Genomic DNA, 19715 nt, shown 5'->3' with positions numbered 1-19715 from the left:
TGGCACGCAGGAAGCCCGGACTAATAAGATGGCATTGAAATCCCCCGCGTTTCGTAAAAAATTTCCGTTGTTGGTCACCGGCAGTTTGCTGGCCCTGCAACCTCTAGCCACTTCGTTCGTGGTCGCCGCGGAACAGTATGACTGCTCAGTCTCTGCTTCGGGTGCCTGGGACTGCGCGCCAAAAGCCAACGCAGCCCAATTACCACCGCGCCCTGTACATGAGGGCAGCGCGGTCAGTTCGGGCAACGAGTCAACAGCCGAGAGCAGCACTGCAGGCGGCGAAACCGCCAACAAGCCTGTGCTGGTCACCGAAGCCAAGGGCCGCGCCCTGAAGTCGCGTAGCGCCGACTACAGTCACCTCGACTGGGTCCCGCGTGACAAGCTCACCGCTGCCCAATTGGCCGAAACAGGTCCTTATTGCTCTGGTTCCTATATCGAACCAATTCGTCCTGGCATGAATGACACGACGAATAAAAGTGACGCTCCGACGTTTATCGGCGCCAAAGCCTCCCGCTATCAGCAGGAAGAACAGGTGGCGACCCTCGCCGGTGACGTGGTCATGCGTCAGGGCAGCATGCAGATCGAGTCCGATGAGGCCAGCCTGCATCAAGCCGAAAACCGTGGCGAGCTGAGTGGTAACGTTCGCGTGCGCGACAACGGTGCACTGATCGTCGGCGACCATGCTGAAGTGCAGCTCGACACCGGTGAAGCCCAGATCGACAACGCCGAATACGTGATGCACAAATCCCGTGTCCGCGGCAGCGCGCTGTATGCAAAACGCGCCGAGAACGCGATCATCCGCCTCAAGGATGGTACGTACACCACGTGCGAACCGAACAGCAACGCCTGGCAGCTCAAGGGCAACAACATCACCTTGAACCCGGCGACCGGCTTCGGTACCGGGACCAACGTGACGCTGCGGGTCAAGGACATTCCGGTGTTCTACACACCGTATATCTATTTCCCGATCGATGACCGTCGCCAGTCCGGCTTCCTGCCGCCAAGCTTCGGCACCAGCACCAAAACCGGCTTCATGCTGGTCACACCGTACTACTTCAACCTGGCACCGAACTACGATGCCACGTTGTATCCGCGCTACATGAGCAAGCGCGGCCTGTTGATGGAAGGCGAGTTCCGCTACCTGACCAAATCCAGCGAAGGTCAGTTCGGCGCCGCGTACCTCAACGATGACGACACCGAACGCAGCAAGCAGACCGACTACGAAAAAACCCGCTACCTGCTCAACTGGCAGCACAAGGGCGGGCTGGATTCGCGGGTAATGACCGAGGTCGACTACACCAAAATCAGCGATCCGTATTACTTCCAGGATCTGCAAAGCGATCAGATAGGTATTCAAAACCGTGACTTCGTGAATCAGCAAGGTGCGGTCACCTACCGGGGCGACACCTACACCGCCCGCGTGAATGCGCAGGCGTATCAGCTGGCAACGATCTCCAACATTACGCCCTACAACCGCCTGCCGCAGATCACCTTCAATGGTTTCCTGCCGCAACATCCTGGCGGCCTGGACATGACCTACAACACCGAGCTGGTGCGATTTGACCGGAACCTGAGAACCGGCAACTTCACTGACGAAAATGGTATCCAGTCACCGTTCCTGGATACCAACGTCCAAGGCCTGGCACGTGCCACCGGTGATCGCCTGAACCTCGCACCGGCAATCAGCCTGCCGATGAACTGGACTTATGGTTTCCTGAAGCCGTCGCTCAAGTATCAGTACACCCAATATGACCTGGATCTCGACGGTACCGGCAAGAGCCAGATCGCTGCGCAAAGCGCGGATGCAGATCGCCTGAACGGCACCTACAGCCGCAATCAGAACCGCGGCGTACCTATCGCGAGCATCGACAGCGGCCTGTACTTCGACCGTAACACCCAATGGTTCGGCAAGAACTACCGCCAGACCCTGGAACCTCGTCTGTACTACCTTTATGTACCCGAGAAAGACCAGTCTGATATCCCGGTATTCGACACCAGCGAAAGCACGTTCAACTACGCCTCGCTGTTCCGTGACAACCGCTTCTCGGGCTCCGACCGCGTCGGTGACGAGAACAAGTTGTCGCTGGGCGTGACCAACCGCTGGATCGAAGACAATGGTTTCGAACGTCAACGCATCAGCGTTGGCCAGGCCATGTACTTCAAGGACCGCGAAGTCCAGTTGCCAGGTATCGATGCAAGAACCCGTGCCGATGCGCACTCCAACGTCTCGCCGTACGCTCTGGAATACGAATATCGCTGGAACCGCGATTGGCGGACCACAGCCGACTACAACTGGGACCCGGACAGCCGCAAACCTCGCTCGGGTAGCGCGATGTTCCATTACCAGCCGGAAGACAATCCGAACAAGGTCATCAACGCAGGTTATCGCTATCGTAATGACCAGATTCGTTACGACCAGACGACGGGTAAATGGGCTGTGGGTGGCGGTGACTACGGCACCCCTGGCCAACCTGGCTACGTGAAGGATTACTACAAGATCAAACAGCACGACTTCTCGGTGATCTGGCCAGTCGTGCCGCAATGGAATGCCATCAGCCGCTGGCAGTACGACTACAACCGCAACCGCACCCTGGAAGCCTTCGGTGGTTTCGAGTACGACAACTGCTGCTGGAAACTGCGCCTGATCAACCGTTACTGGGTTTCATATGACGAGTTCAGTCAAGAAGCCCCGCAAAACGAAAAAGGCGACCATGGCGTCTTCCTCCAAATTGTTCTGAAAGGTCTCGGTGGCGTCATGGGCACCAAAGTAGAGAGCTTCCTCGACAAAGGCATTCAAGGTTATCGTGAACGTGAAGACCAAGCTTTCTGATTGTCTGCGCCCGCTGCTGCTGGGCGCGTTGTTCCTGGGTTCCGCGGCTAGCGCCGCGGTACAGTCCATCGACAAAGTGGTGGCTATCGTCGACAACGACGTGGTCATGCAGAGCCAGCTGGACCAGCGGGTTCATGAAGTTCAGCAAACCATCGCCAAGCGCGGTGGCGGCACACCACCAACCAGCGTGCTGGAACAGCAGGTGCTCGAACGCCTGATCGTCGAAAACCTGCAACTGCAGATCGGCGAACGTTCCGGCATCCGCATTACCGATGAAGAACTGAACCAGGCCGTCGGCACCATTGCCCAGCGCAACAACATGACGGTGGATCAGTTCCGTGCGGCACTGACTCACGACGGCCTGTCTTACAACGACGCCCGTGACCAGATCCGTCGCGAGATGATCATCAGCCGTGTTCGTCAGCGTCGTGTGGCCGAACGAATTCAGGTGTCCGAGCAGGAAGTGAAAAACTTCCTCGCCTCCGACCTGGGCAAAGTGCAACTCTCTGAAGAACTGCACCTGGCCAACATCCTGATCCCGACCCCGGAAAGCGCCAATTCGGAAGCGATCCAGACCGCTGCACGTCAGGCCATGGAGATTTATCAGCAACTCAAGCAGGGTGCTGACTTCTCTCAACTGGCCATCGCCAAATCCGCGAGCGACAACGCACTGGAAGGCGGCGACATGGGCTGGCGTAAAGCCGCTCAACTGCCACCTCCGTTCGACCGCGAGCTGAGTGCCATGTCAGTGGGCGAAATCACCCAACCGGCACGTACACCGGGCGGTTTCATCATCCTCAAAGTGTTGGAAAAACGCGGCGGCGGCAATCAGGTGCGTGACGAAGTACACGTTCGCCACATCCTGATCAAACCAAGCGAAATCCGCAGCGAAGAAGAAACCAGGCGTCTGGCGCAGAAACTCTACGATCGTATTTCTGCGGGCGAAGACTTCGCTGAACTGGCGAAAAGCTACTCGGAAGACCCGGGTTCTGCCCTTAACGGCGGCGACCTCAACTGGATCGATCCGAACGCGCTGGTACCGGAATTCCGCGAAGTAATGGCCAAGACCCAACAAGGTCAGCTGTCCAAACCGTTCAAGACTCAATATGGCTGGCACGTTCTGGAAGTCCTTGGCCGCCGCGCCACCGACAGCACCAGCCAGGCCCGTGAACAGCAGGCCATGACCGTACTGCGTAACCGCAAATACGACGAAGAGCTGCAAACCTGGTTGCGTCAGATCCGTGACGAAGCCTACGTTGAAATCAAGCTCCCTGGCGTCGACCAGGCGGCGAAGTGAACCCCAAGCGTTTTGCGCTGACACCCGGCGAGCCGGCCGGCATAGGTCCTGACCTGTGCCTGCTACTCGCCTCGCAAGCCCAGCCACACCCCCTGATTGCCATTACCAGCCGCGACCTGCTCCTTGAGCGGGCCGCGCAGCTGGGTGTGGTCGTTGATCTGCTGGCCGTAACGCCGGACCATTGGCCGGACGTTCCGGCGCCCGCCAATAGTCTTTACGTCTGGGATACGCCGCTCAGCGCACCGGTTACCGCCGGACAACTGGACAAGGCCAACGCCGCCTTTGTCCTGGAAACCCTGACCCGCGCAGGCCAGGGCTGCCTGGACGGGCATTTCGTCGGAATGATCACCGCTCCCGTGCACAAAGGCGTGATCAATGAGTCGGGCATTGCGTTCTCCGGACACACCGAGTTCCTCGCAGAGCTGACTCACACCCCCCAAGTGGTGATGATGCTCGCCACACACGGCTTGCGAGTCGCGCTGGTTACCACACACCTGCCATTGCGGGAGATTGCCGATGCAATCACTCCTGAGCGCCTGGAGCGAGTCACACGGATTCTGCACACCGACCTGCAACAAAAGTTCGGCATCGCCCGGCCACGCATCCTCGTTTGCGGGCTCAACCCGCATGCCGGCGAAGGCGGACACCTGGGCCACGAAGAAATCGACATCATTGAACCAACCCTGGAGCGTTTGCGCGCTGAAGGCATGGACCTGCGTGGTCCCCTGCCCGCCGACACTCTGTTTACCCCCAAATATCTGGAGCACTGCGACGCGGTGCTGGCGATGTACCACGACCAGGGCCTGCCCGTGCTGAAATACAAAGGCTTCGGCGCGGCAGTCAATGTGACCCTCGGCTTGCCGATCATCCGTACCTCAGTCGACCACGGCACTGCCCTGGATCTGGCTGGCAGCGGAAAAATCGACACCGGCAGCCTGCAAGTCGCCCTGGAAACCGCCTACCAGATGGCCGAGACCCGTTTATGACCGAGCATTATCAACACCGGGCGCGCAAGCGTTTCGGCCAGAACTTCCTGCACGATGCCGGCGTTATCGACCGCATCCTGCGCTCCATTCACGCCAAGCCCGATGACCGCCTGCTGGAAATCGGCCCGGGCCAGGGAGCACTCACCGAAGGCCTGCTCAACAGCGGCGCCCAACTGGACGTGGTTGAGCTGGACAAGGACCTGATCCCGATCCTCAACCAGCAATTCGCCGGCAAGAGCAATTTCAACCTGCACCAGGGCGATGCACTGAAGTTCGACTTCAATAGCCTGAATGCCGCCCCCAACAGCCTGCGCGTGGTCGGCAACCTGCCGTACAACATCTCCACACCGCTGATTTTCCACCTGCTGAACAACGCAGGCATCATCCGCGACATGCACTTCATGCTGCAAAAGGAAGTGGTCGAGCGTCTGGCGGCAGGTCCTGGCGGTGGCGATTGGGGGCGCCTGTCGATCATGGTTCAGTACCACTGCCGGGTCGAACACCTGTTCAACGTTGGCCCTGGTGCGTTCAACCCACCACCGAAAGTCGACTCGGCGATCGTCCGCCTGGTGCCGCACGCCGTGCTGCCGCACCCGGCCAAAGACCATCGCTTGCTGGAGCGCGTCGTTCGCGAAGCCTTCAACCAGCGCCGCAAGACCCTGCGCAACACCCTCAAGTTACTGCTGAGCAATGCTGAAATCGAAGCCGCTGGCGTCGACGGCAGCCTGCGTCCCGAGCAGCTCGACCTTGCTGCCTTTGTACGACTGGCTGACAAACTCAGCGAACAAGTCGCACAAAAACCTGCCGACATCTGACAGGCCGGAAGCGTTATCGGGTAGGACACCAGCGCCCATGTCTGGTTTACTACCCGATACTTGGCCTAGACTGACCTCAATCAGTTACGCCCCGCGTCCCGCTTTGCTTTTAAGGCCTCTTGCATGTCCGATCCTCGTTATCAGGTCGACGTCAGCGTCGTCACCCGCTATCTGGCAGAACAATCGCAACCCGAGCAGAACCGCTTTGCCTTCGCCTACACCATTACCGTACAGAACAACGGCCTGCTACCGGCCAGGCTACTCTCGCGGCACTGGGTGATTACCGATGGCGACGGGCATGTCGAAGAGGTGCGCGGTGCAGGTGTCGTGGGTCAGCAACCGCTGATCGACGTCGGCCAGAGCCACACCTACAGCAGCGGCACAGTGATGACCACCCGCGTTGGCAACATGCAGGGGACTTATCAAATGCTCGCCGAAGACGGTAACCATTTCGACGCGATCATCGCGCCTTTCCGCCTGGCGGTGCCCGGAGCCCTGCACTGATGGCGACGTACGCCGTCGGCGACCTGCAAGGCTGCCTCGAACCCCTGCAATGCCTGCTCAAGCGGGTTGCCTTCGACCCTGCAAAGGATCATCTGTGGCTGGTCGGCGACCTGGTCAACCGTGGCCCGCAATCGCTGGAAACCCTGCGCTTCCTCTATAGCATTCGCGAATCGCTGGTATGCGTTCTGGGCAACCATGACCTGCATTTGCTGGCTGCCGGCTACAACATCGAACGTTTGAGGAAAGCCGACACCCTGCGTGAAATCCTCGAAGCCCCGGATCGCGAGGACCTGCTTGAGTGGCTGCGCCAGCAAAAGCTCATGCACTACGACGAACAACGCGATATTGCCTTGGTCCATGCCGGCATACCGCCGCAGTGGTCCCTGCGCAAAGCCTTGAAGTGCGCCGCTGAAGTCGAAGAAGCATTGCGTGACGACAACCGCATCGCGCCCTACCTCGATGGCATGTATGGCAACGAACCGCTTAAGTGGGACGGCGACCTTAAAGGGGTAGCCCGCCTACGGGTGATCACCAACTACTTCACCCGCATGCGTTTCTGCACCAGCGACGGCAAGCTTGATCTCAAAAGCAAGGAAGGCCTCGACAGTGCGCTACCGGGTTACGCCCCCTGGTTTTCACACCAGCAACGCAAGACCCGCGGACAGAAAATCATTTTCGGCCACTGGGCAGCACTTGAAGGTAAATGTAACGAACCCGGCATCTTCGCCCTGGACACCGGTTGCGTCTGGGGCGGTTCGATGACCTTGATGAACGTCGACACCGGTGAGCGCCTGCATTGCAAATGCAATGCTCCGGGCCGCGCCGCGCCACACGCCACCTCAACTACCCCCGAACTATTGTCGGCCAGCGCCAAGCGCTAGGCTGCGCTTTCAGCCAGGCCACAGGAGCCCGCCATGAGCGAATTCAAACGCATCCCCCCAGAACAGGCCCAGGCCCTGCGCGAACAAGGCGCGGTGGTGGTCGACGTCCGCGATCCCCAGACGTTTGCCTTGAACCACATCAGCGGTTCGAAGCACCTGGATAACCACTCCATCTCCGACTTCATCCGCGCTGCCGACCTCGACGCGCCGACCGTGGTGGTCTGCTATCACGGTAATTCCAGCCAGAGCGCTGCGGCTTACCTGATCAGCCAGGGCTTTTCCGACGTCTACAGCATGGACGGTGGATTCGAGCTTTGGCGTACGATTTATCCTTCGGAAATCGCGCAAGGCACTGCTGAATAATTTTTTTCACCCGCTCCAGCCCACGCCCGCCGTGGGCTGACGAACGGTCAGTCACAACAAATTACGCATTGCGCCTTTACCTTGCCGATTCCGAACTATCCTTAGCTTCAGGCCATCCAAAACAGGGGAGAGCCGGTACACCGGCGCACGGATCATCGGGAGTAGCTTTCAGGGTTGATAGCTTTGAAGGTGTTCAGGGGGGTAAAAGGCAACTGCACTTTCAGTTGCTTGCCAGCATCCACTGATTGATCCGACGTCGGCTCCACGTATCGAGCGAGGTGACGTCATGAGTATCTTTAGCCACTTCCAACAACGCTTCGAGTCCACACGGCAGGAAGAGCTCACTCTGCAAGAGTATCTCGAACTGTGCAAAAAGGACCGCAGCGCTTACGCGTCCTCCGCCGAGCGTCTACTGCTGGCAATCGGCGAGCCCGAACTGCTGGACACCTCGACCAACTCGAGACTGTCGCGCATCTTTTCCAACAAGGTGATCCGTCGGTATCCGGCCTTTGAAGACTTCCACGGGATGGAAGAATGCATCGACCAGATCGTCTCCTACTTCCGCCATGCAGCCCAGGGCCTGGAAGAGAAGAAACAGATCCTCTACCTGCTCGGCCCCGTCGGTGGCGGTAAGTCTTCGCTGGCCGAGAAGCTGAAACAGCTGATCGAAAAAGTGCCCTTCTATGCGATCAAGGGCTCTCCGGTGTTCGAGTCTCCGCTGGGGCTGTTCAACGCCACCGAAGATGGTGCAATCCTCGAAGAGGATTTCGGCATTCCGCGGCGCTACCTGAACACCATCATGTCGCCTTGGGCAACCAAGCGCCTGGCCGAATTCGGTGGCGATATCAGCCAGTTCCGAGTGGTCAAACTCTACCCGTCGATCCTCAACCAGATCGCCGTGGCCAAGACCGAACCGGGTGACGAAAACAACCAGGACATCTCGGCGCTGGTGGGCAAGGTCGATATCCGCAAACTGGAAGAATTCCCGCAGAACGACGCCGACGCCTACAGCTACTCAGGGGCACTTTGCCGCTCCAACCAGGGCCTGATGGAATTCGTCGAAATGTTCAAGGCACCGATCAAGGTGCTGCACCCATTGCTGACCGCCACCCAGGAAGGCAACTACAACAGTACCGAAGGCCTGGGCGCGATTCCGTTCACCGGGATTCTGCTGGCGCACTCCAACGAATCGGAGTGGCACACCTTCCGCAACAACAAGAACAACGAAGCCTTCATCGACCGGATCTACATCGTCAAAGTGCCATACTGCCTGCGGGTCAGCGACGAAGTGAAGATCTACGACAAGCTGCTGTTCAACAGCTCCCTGGCCAAGGCCCACTGCGCACCCGACACCCTGAAGATGCTCGCTCAGTTCACTGTGCTCTCGCGCCTCAAAGAGCCGGAGAACTCGAATATCTACTCAAAAATGCGCGTGTATGACGGTGAAAACCTCAAGGACACCGATCCGAAGGCCAAATCGATCCAGGAATACCGCGACACTGCAGGCGTCGACGAAGGCATGAACGGTCTTTCGACCCGGTTTGCCTTCAAGATCCTGTCGAAAGTCTTCAACTTCGACCCGCATGAGATCGCCGCCAACCCGGTGCATCTGCTCTATGTGCTGGAACAACAGATCGAACAGGAACAGTTCCAGGCGGAAACTCGCGAGCGCTATCTGCGCTTCCTGAAAGAGTACCTGGCGCCGCGTTATATCGAGTTCATCGGCAAGGAAATCCAGACCGCCTACCTGGAGTCCTACAGCGAATACGGGCAAAACATCTTTGACCGCTATGTGCTCTACGCGGACTTCTGGATTCAGGATCAGGAATACCGCGATCCGGAAACCGGTGAGATCCTCAACCGCGTAGCCCTCAACGAAGAGCTGGAGAAAATCGAGAAACCGGCGGGCATCAGCAATCCGAAGGACTTCCGCAACGAAATCGTCAACTTCGTCCTGCGTGCCCGGGCCAACAACAACGGCAAGAATCCGACCTGGCTCAGCTACGAGAAGCTGCGGGTGGTCATCGAGAAGAAAATGTTCTCGAACACCGAGGATCTGCTGCCGGTCATCAGCTTCAACGCCAAGGCCAGCAAAGAGGACCAGCAGAAACACAACGACTTCGTTACACGGATGGTCGAGCGCGGCTACACCGACAAACAGGTACGACTGCTCTCCGAGTGGTACCTGCGAGTCAGGAAATCGCAGTGAAGCAGTGAGTCAGCTGCAAGCTACAAGCTACAAGCTGCAAGAACGCCCGCCGCTCTTGCGCTTCTGGCTTGCAGCTTGAAGCTAAAAACTTGAAGCTGCCCGGAGGGCTCCCCATGAGCTATGTGATCGACCGACGTCTCAATGGCAAGAACAAGAGCACAGTAAACCGTCAGCGGTTTCTGCGGCGTTACCGTGATCACATCAAGAAGGCCGTCGAAGAGGCGGTCAGCCGGCGTTCCATTACCGATATGGAGCACGGTGAGCAAATCAGCATTCCTGGCCGCGATATCGACGAGCCAGTGCTTCACCATGGTCGCGGTGGCAAGCAGACCATCGTGCATCCCGGCAACAAGGAGTTCACCAGCGGTGAGCATATTGCTCGTCCGCCGGGAGGTGGCGGCGGCAGAGGCCCCGGCAAGGCCGGCAACTCCGGCGAGGGCATGGACGAGTTTGTGTTCCAGATCACCCAGGAAGAATTTCTCGAATTCATGTTCGAGGACCTGGAGCTGCCAAACCTGGTCAAACGCAACCTGAGCGGCACCGACACCTTCAAAACCGTGCGCGCCGGCATCAGCAACGAAGGCAACCCTTCGCGGATCAACATCATCCGCACCCTGCGCTCGGCCCATGCACGGCGCATCGCGCTGTCGGGCAGCAGCCGGGAGAAATTGCGGGTAGCAAAAGAGGAACTGGCGCGACTTAAACAGGAAGAACCAGACAACTTCGGCGATATCCAGGAAATCGAGGCAGAAATCGAGCGCTTGAGTGCGCGCATCAATCGCGTGCCGTTTCTCGACACTTTCGACCTCAAGTACAACCTGCTGATCAAGCAACCCAACCCCAGCTCCAAGGCGGTCATGTTCTGCCTGATGGACGTTTCCGGCTCCATGACCCAGGCCACCAAGGACATCGCCAAACGGTTCTTCATCCTGCTGTACCTGTTCCTCAAGCGTAACTACGAGAAAATCGATGTGGTGTTCATCCGCCACCACACCAGCGCCCGGGAAGTCGATGAGGAAGAGTTCTTCTACTCTCGCGAAACCGGCGGCACCATCGTTTCCAGCTCCCTGAAACTGATGCAGGAGATCATGGCCGAACGGTATCCGAGCAACGACTGGAACATTTACGCCGCGCAGGCTTCCGACGGCGACAACTGGAACGATGACTCGCCGATCTGCCGCGACATCCTGATCAACCAGATCATGCCATTCGTGCAGTACTACACTTATGTGGAGATTACCCCCCGCGAACACCAGGCCCTGTGGTACGAATACGAGCGTATCGCCGAAGCCTTTTCCGACACGTTTGCCCAGCAACAGCTGGTTTCGGCCGGGGATATCTATCCGGTTTTCCGTGAACTCTTCCAGCGCAGGTTAGTGACATGACCGCCAAAGAGCAGAAGCGCCAACCCATATCCACCGGCTCCGAATGGACGTTCGAGCTGATCCAGGCCTACGACCGGGAAATCAGCCGTCTTGCGGCACGCTACGCGCTGGATACCTACCCCAATCAGATTGAGGTGATTACCGCCGAGCAGATGATGGACGCCTACGCCTCTGTCGGCATGCCGCTGGGCTATCACCACTGGTCCTATGGCAAACACTTCCTCAGTACCGAGAAGTCCTACAGTCGCGGCCAGATGGGACTGGCCTACGAGATCGTGATCAACTCGGACCCGTGCATCGCCTATCTGATGGAAGAAAACACCATCTGCATGCAGGCACTGGTGGTGGCCCACGCCTGCTACGGCCACAACAGCTTTTTCAAGGGTAATTACCTGTTCCGCACCTGGACCGATGCCAGCTCGATCATCGATTATCTGGTGTTTGCCAAGCAGTACATCATGCAATGCGAGGAACGCCATGGCATCGATGCCGTGGAAGACCTGCTCGACTCCTGTCATGCCCTGATGAACTACGGTGTCGACCGCTACAAACGTCCTTATCCGATTTCCGCGGAAGAAGAGCGACGCCGGCAAAAGGATCGTGAAGAACACCTGCAAAAGCAGATCAACGACCTGTGGCGCACCATTCCAAAAGGCGCAGACAAGTACAACGAAAAGGACAACGCACGCTTTCCGGCAGAACCGCAGGAAAACATCCTCTACTTCATCGAAAAGCACGCCCCGCTGCTGGAGCCATGGCAACGGGAAATCGTACGGATCGTGCGCAAGATCGCGCAGTACTTTTATCCACAGCGTCAGACTCAGGTCATGAACGAGGGCTGGGCGACGTTCTGGCACTACACCCTGATGAATGACCTGTATGACGAGGGCCTGGTGACTGACGGCTTCATGATGGAGTTTCTGACGTCACACACCAGTGTGGTCTTCCAGCCTGGGTTCGATAGCCCTTACTACAACGGCATTAACCCCTACACCCTGGGTTTTTCCATGTACCGCGACATTCGGCGCATGTGCGAATCCCCCACTGAAGAGGATTACCGCTGGTTCCCCGAAATCGCCGGGACCGACTGGCTGTCGAGCATCAAGTTCGCCATGAGCAGCTTCAAGGACGAAAGCTTCATCCTGCAGTACCTGTCACCCAAAGTGATTCGAGACCTGAAACTGTTCAGCATTCTCGATGACGACCAGAAAGACGACCTGCTGGTGCCCGCCATTCATGACGAAGAAGGCTATCGGACCATTCGTGAAACCCTGGCAGCGCAGTACAACCTGGGCAACCGCGAACCGAACATACAGATCTACAGCATCGACCGGCGCGGCGACCGCTCGCTGACACTGCGCCATCAGCAACATGATCGCAAACCGCTCGGGGACTCCACCGAGGAAGTGCTCAAGCACCTGCACCGCCTCTGGGGCTTCGATATTCACCTGGAAACCCTGCAAGGCGACCAGGTAATGAAAACCCATCATGTTCCGCCAAAAGGCGAGCATAGCGAGGGCGAATACGGCCGGATGGACCTCGCCGTCATTCATCTTTGATGTCAGCCGGACCTCCGGAAGTTCGACGCAAGGGTTATCCTGTCGGACTAACGGAGGTTTTTTATGCAGATTTATAAAGTCGGCGGCGCGGTCCGTGACCGCCTGCTCGGCAAGCCTGTTACCGACATCGACTGGGTGGTGGTGGGCGCCAGCACCGAAGAAATGCTTGCCAAGGGCTATCGCCCGGTAGGCGCCGATTTTCCGGTATTTCTTCACCCCAAAAGCGGCGAGGAATACGCACTTGCCCGCACCGAACGCAAAAGCGGACGCGGCTACGGCGGCTTCACCTTCCATGCCAGCCCGGAAGTCACCCTGGAAGAAGACCTGATTCGTCGCGATCTGACGATCAATGCCATGGCCGAAGACGATCACGGTCAATTGACCGATCCGTATCACGGCCAGCGCGATCTTGAAGCACGCCTGCTTCGTCACGTATCCCCCGCGTTCACCGAAGATCCTCTCCGAGTTCTGCGCGTCGCCCGTTTCGCCGCGCGCTATGCCGGGCTCGGGTTCACGGTAGCCCCCGAGACCCTGGAACTGATGCGTCAGCTCAGCGAATCAGGTGAGCTTGAGGCCCTGACCGCAGAACGCAGCTGGAAAGAAATTTCCCGCGCCTTGATGGAAGATCAGCCGCAAGTATTCATCCAGGTTCTGCGTGACTGTGGCGCCCTGAAAGTCTTGATCCCCGAGATTGAAGCGCTGTTCGGTGTGCCACAACCCGAAGCCCACCACCCGGAAATCGACAGTGGCGTACACACCCTGAGCGTTCTTGAACAGGCCGCCCTGCACAAGCAGCCGCTGACCGTGCGCTGGGCCTGCCTGCTGCATGATCTGGGCAAAGGCCTGACACCTGAGAGCCAGTGGCCCCAACACATCGCTCACGAGCACAAGGGCCTGAAGCTGATCAAAGCGGTCAACGAGCGCTTCAAGGCGCCGCGCGACTGCCAGGAACTGGCGTTGCTGGTGGGCGAATACCACACCCATGGTCATCGCGCGCTGGAACTGAGGCCGTCGACATTGCTGGAGTTGCTGCAAAGCTTCGACGTTTACCGACGGCCGCAGCGCTTTGAAGAATTCATCAACGCCTGCGAAATGGACGCCCGTGGCCGCAAAGGCCTTGAGCAGAGAAGTTATCCACAAGCAGATTATTTGCGAGGCGCGGCGACCGCCGCACGAACCGTGGTGGTTCAGCCTTTGCTGGAGCAGGGATTCAAAGGCCCGGAGCTGGGCGAGGCCTTGAAGCGCGAACGGCTCAAGGCGCTGAAGGCTTACAAAGAGGCGGCGTCCGCTTGAAAAGCACGCGGGCAAGCCTTGCTCCTACGAGACCTATGCCGAGCGCGTAAATGGCGTACGACACAATACTGTAGGAGCAAGGCTTGCCCGCGATGGCGTCATCAAGGTCACAGCAGATTCGAAGGGGTCAACTGCTCACCGCGCCACTCAAACGCAACTGGCGCCAATACCTGATCAATCTTCGCCTCACTCCACAGGAAGGCAAAACTTTTACCTACGCCAGGATGCACCCTGTCCGGCGCTATCAGCGACAACGGCCACAGCACAAAGGCATTTTTCAGGATTTCCGCTCGTGGCAGGATCAATCCGTCGAAATTACCCACCAGATCGCCATACAACAGCACGTCGATATCCAACGGCAAACCCTTGCGATCAGGGGCATAACGACCGTTGTCGGCCTCGATACACTTCAAACGACGGTCCAGCTCCATCAACGGCAGATCGGTAAACGCCGACACTACGAAATTGAAAAAAGGCCCGCTCTTGATCCCCACCGGCTGACTTTCGAACACCGCCGAACAGCGTATATCCACCAGAAAACCGGCAAGCGCTTCCAGCCCCGCCTGCAAATGAGCTTCGCGCTCGACATTGCTGCCGAGCCCAAGAAATACCTGAGTTAGCGACATCCGCGCTCGATCTCCACGCCCACGCCCGTTGCAGCCGGGATAGCCCCCGGCTTGGTCAGCTTGAGACGCAGCCAGGTAATCCTGAATTCGCTCATCAAGACTTCGGCCAGACGCTCGGCAAAGGTTTCAACCAGTTGGTACTGCGCCTGCTCGGCGAACGCTTGAATACGTGCCGTCACGCTGGCGTAGTCGAGCGCCAGAGTCAGGTCATCACCGGCCGCTGCCGGGCGATTGTCCCAGGCGAAATTCAGATCAAGACGCAGGCACTGACGGATGCCGCGCTCCCAGTCGTAGGCACCGATCACCGTGTCGACTTCCAGGCCCTCGATAAACACTCTGTCCAAGCACTCTTCTCCGCAGCACGACAAGGGCGCAATGCGCCGTTAGAATCAGGGCGTCCTCGCCCGGAATAGTTAGCATGTTTTGGTTACTGGCGATCCTCGCCTACCTGCTTGGCTCTCTGTCCTTTGCCATTTTGCTCAGCCGCCTGACCGGTAACCCCGATCCGCGAATGAGTGGCTCGGGTAATGCCGGTGCCACCAACATGTTACGCCTGGCCGGCAAAAAACTCGCCGTCCTGACCTTGCTCGGCGACCTCTGCAAAGGCCTGCTGCCCGTGTTGGTTGCAGGACTGGCGGGCCTCTCGGTACAGCAACAGGCCTGGGTCGGTGTCTATGCCGTGATCGGCCATCTGTATCCGCTGTACTTCCGCTTTCGCGGTGGCAAAGGTGTTGCAACGGCTGCCGGCATGCTGCTGGGGCTTTACCCTCCGGCAGCGCTTCTGGCTATCGGCGCGTGGCTATTGACCTTCTACCTCACACGCACCAGCTCGCTGGCCGCCCTGATCGCCACGCCCCTGACCCTGCCACTGCTGGCCTGGCAGGAGCCGGGAGCATTGCTGCCCATGAGCGCGCTGACAGCACTGATCGTCTGGCGCCATCGCGGCAATCTACGCGACCTGTTTGCCGGGCGCGAACGGCATTTTTAAATACTCTCGCCGAGCACGCCCCTGACTCACCCGTCTTTACACGGGCGACAACTGTTCCATCGGCCAACGCGCCTGCACGCTGATCGCCAGACTTTCCTGCTGACCGGCCTGTAACCGCTGACACCCGGCAAAAGCGATCATCGCGCCGTTATCGGTGCAGAACTCCGGACGTGCGTAGTAAACGTCGCCCTTCATATCGCCAAGCATTTTCTCCAGGGAAACGCGCAAAGCCTTGTTCGCACTAACGCCGCCAGCGATCACCAGACGCTTGAGACCCGCCTGTTTCAGGGCACGCTTGCACTTGATGGTCAAAGTCTCCACCACCGCCTGCTGGAAGGCCAGCGAGATGTCGCTGCGTGTTTGCTCGCCGTCGTCCCCAGCACTGACGCACTGCTGCCAGGTGTTCAAGGCAAAGGTTTTCAAGCCGCTGAAACTGAAATCCAGACCTGGCCGGTCGCACATCGGACGCGGAAACACAAAGCGTCCGGCAACGCCTTGCGCGGCCAATCGCGCGATTTCCGGACCGCCAGGGTAATTGAGGCCCATCATTTTCGCGGTCTTGTCGAACGCCTCACCGGCAGCGTCATCCAGCGTCTCGCCCAACAACTCGTATTGACCGATACCATCGACCCGAACCAGCTGGGTATGACCACCGGACACCAACAAAGCGACGAACGGAAATTCAGGCGGTTGCGGCTCCAGCATCGGCGCCAGCAAGTGGCCTTCCATGTGGTGCACGCCCAAGGCTGGAATACCCCAGGCAAACGCCAGCGCCTGAGCGCAGGAAGCCCCCACCAGCAAGGCCCCGACAAGCCCGGGACCCGCGGTGTAGGCGATGGCATCGATCTCGGTCGGCACGCAGTCGGCTTCAGCCAACACCTGACGAATCAAGGGCAGCATACGTTTGACGTGGTCACGCGAAGCCAGCTCCGGCACCACGCCACCATAGGCGCGATGCAGGTCGATCTGGCTGAACAGTGCATCGGCCAACAGACCTTTTTCACTGTCGTAAAGCGCGACGCCGGTTTCGTCGCAGGAGGTTTCTAATCCCAGTACTAGCATGGGTTTGCGCCTTGTTTAGGCTAAATTCGAAGGCGCGCATAATAGTCGCCACGTGATGCTCCGACCAGCGGTTTTCGATCAGAGGCTTTGCATTCCGAGCGATGAGGGGTTAACATCCGCAACCCTTAAAAACCGACGTCTTCAAGTGCACTTTTGCCGCGAGGATGTTGACCCCGGTAATGAATGAAGGTAGCTCTGGATGCCAGCCGTCAAAGTTAAAGAGAACGAACCCTTCGACGTAGCTCTGCGTCGTTTCAAGCGCTCCTGCGAAAAAGCCGGTGTTCTGGCTGAAGTTCGTAGCCGCGAATTTTACGAGAAGCCGACTTCTGAGCGTAAGCGTAAAGCAGCAGCCGCTGTTAAGCGCCACGCCAAGAAAGTTCAGCGCGAACAGCGCCGCGCCGTTCGTCTGTACTAATACACAGACGTTCGTAGCAAGCTTCTGCCAAGCCCGGCCCTCAGCCGGGCTTATGGCATTTGCGGATATCGCTTGATGCTTCACTGTCAAAGCCGCAGACGCGACCGAGACAAACCTGCTTCACACGTCAGACCTGGCTCTTTTGCCAGCGGTGCACGTCTCTTCTGACGAGCCTTCCAAGGCTACTGACGAGCACAACCTTTTACTGATTCCTCTCACGACGATCAGCCCAAGGCACGATTTTGCGTGCCCACTTATGAGCTATCCGAGGCCTCCCTTTGGCCAATGCGGACTCAGCGCAACACTTTCAAACAGTCGAATACCGATGAGCACTAACGTCAGCGGATTTTCGGCAGATACACTTCCCGACAGCGAATACGCAGACGATACCTGGTCGAGCCGCACATCCTCCGCGCCTCAACATAATGACCAGCATCAGGCCGCCTTTCGCGCGGGTCAGATTTTCAGCGCAGTGATGACGAGAACGCCATGGCCGGGCTAATTCCCCAGAGCTTTATTGACGACCTTCTGAACCGCACCGACATCGTCGATGTGGTCAGCTCGCGCCTGCAAATGAAAAAAGCCGGCAAGAACTACACCGCCTGCTGCCCGTTTCACAAAGAAAAAACCCCCTCCTTCAGCGTCAGCCCGGACAAACAGTTCTATTACTGCTTTGGCTGCGGCGCTGGTGGCAATGCCCTCGGCTTCATCATGGACCACGACAACCTGGATTTCCCCCAGGCTGTCGAAGAACTGGCCAAAGCCGCCGGCATGGAAATACCTCGCGAGGAAAGCGGTCGCCCGCACAAACCGCGACAACCGACCGACTCGCCACTCTACCCACTGCTGACCGCCGCTGCTGACTTCTACCGCCAGGCACTGAAAAGCCATCCGGCGCGAAAAGCGGCTGTCGACTACTTGAAGGGGCGCGGCCTGACCGGCGAGATCGCCCGCGATTTCGGCCTCGGCTTCGCACCTCCAGGCTGGGACAACCTGTTCAAGCATTTGAGCAGCGACACCCTGCAACAAAAAGCCATGATCGACGCCGGCCTGTTGATCGAGAACGCCGAAACCGGCAAACGCTATGATCGCTTTCGCGACCGCGTGATGTTCCCGATTCGCGACAGCCGTGGGCGCATTATCGCGTTTGGCGGCCGGGTACTGGGCGATGACAAACCGAAATACCTGAACTCACCGGAAACCCCGGTATTTCATAAAGGCCAGGAGCTCTACGGCCTGTATGAAGCACGCAAGAACAACCGCAATCTCGACGAAATCATCGTGGTCGAAGGCTACATGGACGTCATCGCCCTGGCCCAGCAAGGCTTGCGCAATGCCGTCGCCACGCTCGGCACCGCCACCAGCGAAGAACACTTGAAGCGACTGTTTCGCGTGGTGCCCAACGTGCTGTTCTGCTTCGACGGCGACCAGGCCGGCCGCAATGCCGCGTGGCGCGCCCTGGAGTCAACGCTTTCGAGCCTGCAAGACGGACGGCGCGCGCGCTTCCTGTTCCTGCCCGAAGGCGAAGACCCGGACACATTGATCCGCTCCGAAGGCACTGACGCCTTTCGCGCACGAATCAATCAGCACGCCCAGCCATTGGCAGACTATTTCTTCCAGCAACTGACCGAGGAATCCGATCCGCGCTCGCTCGAAGGCAAGGCCCACATGGCCACCCTCGCCGCGCCGCTGATCGACAAAGTCCCGGGAGCCAACCTGCGCACCCTGATGCGTCAGCGCCTGACCGAAATTACCGGCCTGAACAGTGAAGCCGTCAGTCAACTGGTGCACAGCGCGCCACAGGATGCCCCCCCTGCCTACGACCCCGGCATCGATTACGACGCCATGCCGGACTATTCCGACTACCACCAACCGCAAGAGGCCTATGCACCTCAGCAGGAGTGGACGCCGAAAAAACCGGGCAGCGGCGGCAAGAAGTGGGACAACAAACCCTGGGACAAGAAAGGCAAACGCGGCGGCGATCGCGATCAACCTCGCGCGCCACGCATCCCGGCCGCAGTCGAGCCGCCAACACTGGCGGCCCTGCGTACCTTGCTGCACCACCCGCAATTGGCCGAAAAAGTTGAAGACGCCGGGCACTTCGCGGCCGAGGACCACTCCAACACGCAATTGCTGGTAGCACTGCTCGAAGCCGTGCAGAAGAATCCCAAGCTAAACTCATTTCAACTGATTGCGCGATGGCACGGCACCGAACAAGGACGACTGCTCAAAGCATTGGCGGAAAAGGAATGGCTGATTGAAGGAGATAACCTTGAACAACAGTTTTTCGACACCATTACTAGCTTGTCAGCCCGCCAACGCGAGCGAAATCTGGAACAACTTCTGAGAAAAGCACGTCAAAGCGAGCTGAGTACCGAAGAGAAAAATCAACTGCGCGACCTACTAAGTCGCAATGTTTCCGCATCAAACCCGACCTCAAGTGGCGCGTGAGGTCATAGCTAAGGTATAATCCTCGGCTTGTTTTTTGCCCGCCAAGACCTT

Annotated in this window: 17 protein-coding genes; 14 read left to right on the top strand and 3 right to left on the bottom strand. The window is 58.4% G+C overall.

The window, feature by feature from the left end:
* Positions 1-28 precede the first annotated feature (28 nt).
* The 11 genes from FPT12_RS02255 (at position 29) to FPT12_RS02205 (ending at position 14122) form a co-directional block, all read left to right on the top strand.
* Positions 29-2830, top strand: coding sequence for an LPS-assembly protein LptD (locus tag FPT12_RS02255; protein WP_145014447.1), 2802 nt, complete (start codon positions 29-31; stop codon positions 2828-2830).
* Positions 2811-4127 carry a peptidylprolyl isomerase SurA gene (gene surA / locus FPT12_RS02250; protein WP_145014446.1) on the top strand — a complete coding sequence of 439 codons (1317 nt, stop codon included), beginning with the start codon at positions 2811-2813 and terminating at the stop codon, positions 4125-4127. Before FPT12_RS02255 ends, surA begins: the two co-directional genes overlap by 20 nt.
* Positions 4124-5113 (top strand): 4-hydroxythreonine-4-phosphate dehydrogenase PdxA, encoded by a 990-nt coding sequence (pdxA, locus tag FPT12_RS02245; protein WP_145014445.1) that lies wholly within the window; start codon positions 4124-4126, stop codon positions 5111-5113. The genes surA and pdxA overlap by 4 nt, the downstream gene beginning before the upstream one ends.
* Complete coding sequence (gene rsmA / locus FPT12_RS02240; protein ID WP_145014444.1) at positions 5110-5928, top strand: 16S rRNA (adenine(1518)-N(6)/adenine(1519)-N(6))-dimethyltransferase RsmA; 819 nt, start codon at positions 5110-5112, stop codon at positions 5926-5928. The genes pdxA and rsmA overlap by 4 nt, the downstream gene beginning before the upstream one ends.
* A gap of 123 nt (positions 5929-6051) precedes the next feature.
* A complete protein-coding gene (gene apaG, locus FPT12_RS02235; protein ID WP_145014443.1) occupies positions 6052-6432 on the top strand; it encodes a Co2+/Mg2+ efflux protein ApaG in 381 nt (126 codons plus the stop codon).
* Positions 6432-7313, top strand: coding sequence for a symmetrical bis(5'-nucleosyl)-tetraphosphatase (locus FPT12_RS02230; RefSeq protein ID WP_145014442.1), 882 nt, complete (start codon positions 6432-6434; stop codon positions 7311-7313). Before apaG ends, FPT12_RS02230 begins: the two co-directional genes overlap by 1 nt.
* 33 nt (positions 7314-7346) lie before the next feature.
* Positions 7347-7676, top strand: coding sequence for a thiosulfate sulfurtransferase GlpE (glpE, locus tag FPT12_RS02225; RefSeq protein ID WP_145014441.1), 330 nt, complete (start codon positions 7347-7349; stop codon positions 7674-7676).
* Between the two features lie 286 nt (positions 7677-7962).
* Complete coding sequence (locus FPT12_RS02220; protein WP_145014440.1) at positions 7963-9885, top strand: PrkA family serine protein kinase; 1923 nt, start codon at positions 7963-7965, stop codon at positions 9883-9885.
* Positions 9886-9998: 113 nt separating this feature from the next.
* Complete coding sequence (locus tag FPT12_RS02215) at positions 9999-11270, top strand: YeaH/YhbH family protein (RefSeq protein WP_145014439.1); 1272 nt, start codon at positions 9999-10001, stop codon at positions 11268-11270.
* A complete protein-coding gene (locus FPT12_RS02210) occupies positions 11267-12829 on the top strand; it encodes a SpoVR family protein (RefSeq protein WP_145014438.1) in 1563 nt (520 codons plus the stop codon). Before FPT12_RS02215 ends, FPT12_RS02210 begins: the two co-directional genes overlap by 4 nt.
* 63 nt (positions 12830-12892) lie before the next feature.
* Complete coding sequence (locus tag FPT12_RS02205; RefSeq protein WP_145014437.1) at positions 12893-14122, top strand: multifunctional CCA addition/repair protein; 1230 nt, start codon at positions 12893-12895, stop codon at positions 14120-14122.
* A gap of 107 nt (positions 14123-14229) precedes the next feature.
* Here FPT12_RS02205 and folK read toward each other — a convergent pair whose 3' ends face one another.
* Both folK and folB read right to left on the bottom strand, forming a co-directional pair.
* Positions 14230-14748, bottom strand: a complete 519-nt coding sequence (folK, locus tag FPT12_RS02200; protein WP_145014436.1) for a 2-amino-4-hydroxy-6-hydroxymethyldihydropteridine diphosphokinase — start codon at positions 14746-14748, stop codon at positions 14230-14232.
* Positions 14739-15092, bottom strand: coding sequence for a dihydroneopterin aldolase (gene folB / locus FPT12_RS02195; protein ID WP_145014435.1), 354 nt, complete (start codon positions 15090-15092; stop codon positions 14739-14741). The genes folK and folB overlap by 10 nt, the downstream gene beginning before the upstream one ends.
* A 74-nt stretch (positions 15093-15166) precedes the next feature.
* Here folB and plsY point away from each other — a divergent pair, with 74 nt between their 5' ends.
* Positions 15167-15736 carry a glycerol-3-phosphate 1-O-acyltransferase PlsY gene (gene plsY, locus FPT12_RS02190; RefSeq protein WP_145014434.1) on the top strand — a complete coding sequence of 190 codons (570 nt, stop codon included), beginning with the start codon at positions 15167-15169 and terminating at the stop codon, positions 15734-15736.
* 36 nt (positions 15737-15772) lie between these two features.
* Here the strand turns inward: plsY and tsaD are convergent, their stop codons facing one another.
* Positions 15773-16798: a tRNA (adenosine(37)-N6)-threonylcarbamoyltransferase complex transferase subunit TsaD gene (gene tsaD, locus FPT12_RS02185; RefSeq protein ID WP_054594322.1), complete on the bottom strand. Its 1026-nt coding sequence runs from the start codon at positions 16796-16798 to the stop codon at positions 15773-15775.
* A gap of 199 nt (positions 16799-16997) precedes the next feature.
* Here tsaD and rpsU point away from each other — a divergent pair, with 199 nt between their 5' ends.
* Positions 16998-17213 (top strand): 30S ribosomal protein S21, encoded by a 216-nt coding sequence (gene rpsU / locus FPT12_RS02180; protein ID WP_002551877.1) that lies wholly within the window; start codon positions 16998-17000, stop codon positions 17211-17213.
* A gap of 489 nt (positions 17214-17702) precedes the next feature.
* On the top strand, positions 17703-19664 hold the full coding sequence (gene dnaG / locus FPT12_RS02175) for a DNA primase (protein ID WP_145014433.1): 1962 nt from the start codon (positions 17703-17705) through the stop codon (positions 19662-19664).
* The last annotated feature ends 51 nt before the right edge of the window (positions 19665-19715 follow it).

It is taken from the genome of Pseudomonas sp. H3(2019), assembly GCF_007713465.1.
Lineage (GTDB): Bacteria > Pseudomonadota > Gammaproteobacteria > Pseudomonadales > Pseudomonadaceae > Aquipseudomonas.
The sequence above is the reverse complement of the archived record's forward strand: the minus strand, read 5'-3'. Positions and strand labels throughout refer to the sequence as shown.

Coding starts and splice junctions, on each gene's coding strand:
- FPT12_RS02255 (WP_145014447.1), top strand. CDS start 29: ATGGCATTGAAATCCCCCGCGTTTCGTAAAAAATTTCCGTTGTTGGTC.
- rsmA (WP_145014444.1), top strand. CDS start 5,110: ATGACCGAGCATTATCAACACCGGGCGCGCAAGCGTTTCGGCCAGAAC.
- apaG (WP_145014443.1), top strand. CDS start 6,052: ATGTCCGATCCTCGTTATCAGGTCGACGTCAGCGTCGTCACCCGCTAT.
- FPT12_RS02230 (WP_145014442.1), top strand. CDS start 6,432: ATGGCGACGTACGCCGTCGGCGACCTGCAAGGCTGCCTCGAACCCCTG.
- glpE (WP_145014441.1), top strand. CDS start 7,347: ATGAGCGAATTCAAACGCATCCCCCCAGAACAGGCCCAGGCCCTGCGC.
- FPT12_RS02220 (WP_145014440.1), top strand. CDS start 7,963: ATGAGTATCTTTAGCCACTTCCAACAACGCTTCGAGTCCACACGGCAG.
- FPT12_RS02215 (WP_145014439.1), top strand. CDS start 9,999: ATGAGCTATGTGATCGACCGACGTCTCAATGGCAAGAACAAGAGCACA.
- FPT12_RS02210 (WP_145014438.1), top strand. CDS start 11,267: ATGACCGCCAAAGAGCAGAAGCGCCAACCCATATCCACCGGCTCCGAA.
- FPT12_RS02205 (WP_145014437.1), top strand. CDS start 12,893: ATGCAGATTTATAAAGTCGGCGGCGCGGTCCGTGACCGCCTGCTCGGC.
- folK (WP_145014436.1), bottom strand. CDS start 14,748: ATGTCGCTAACTCAGGTATTTCTTGGGCTCGGCAGCAATGTCGAGCGC.
- plsY (WP_145014434.1), top strand. CDS start 15,167: ATGTTTTGGTTACTGGCGATCCTCGCCTACCTGCTTGGCTCTCTGTCC.
- tsaD (WP_054594322.1), bottom strand. CDS start 16,798: ATGCTAGTACTGGGATTAGAAACCTCCTGCGACGAAACCGGCGTCGCG.
- rpsU (WP_002551877.1), top strand. CDS start 16,998: ATGCCAGCCGTCAAAGTTAAAGAGAACGAACCCTTCGACGTAGCTCTG.
- dnaG (WP_145014433.1), top strand. CDS start 17,703: ATGGCCGGGCTAATTCCCCAGAGCTTTATTGACGACCTTCTGAACCGC.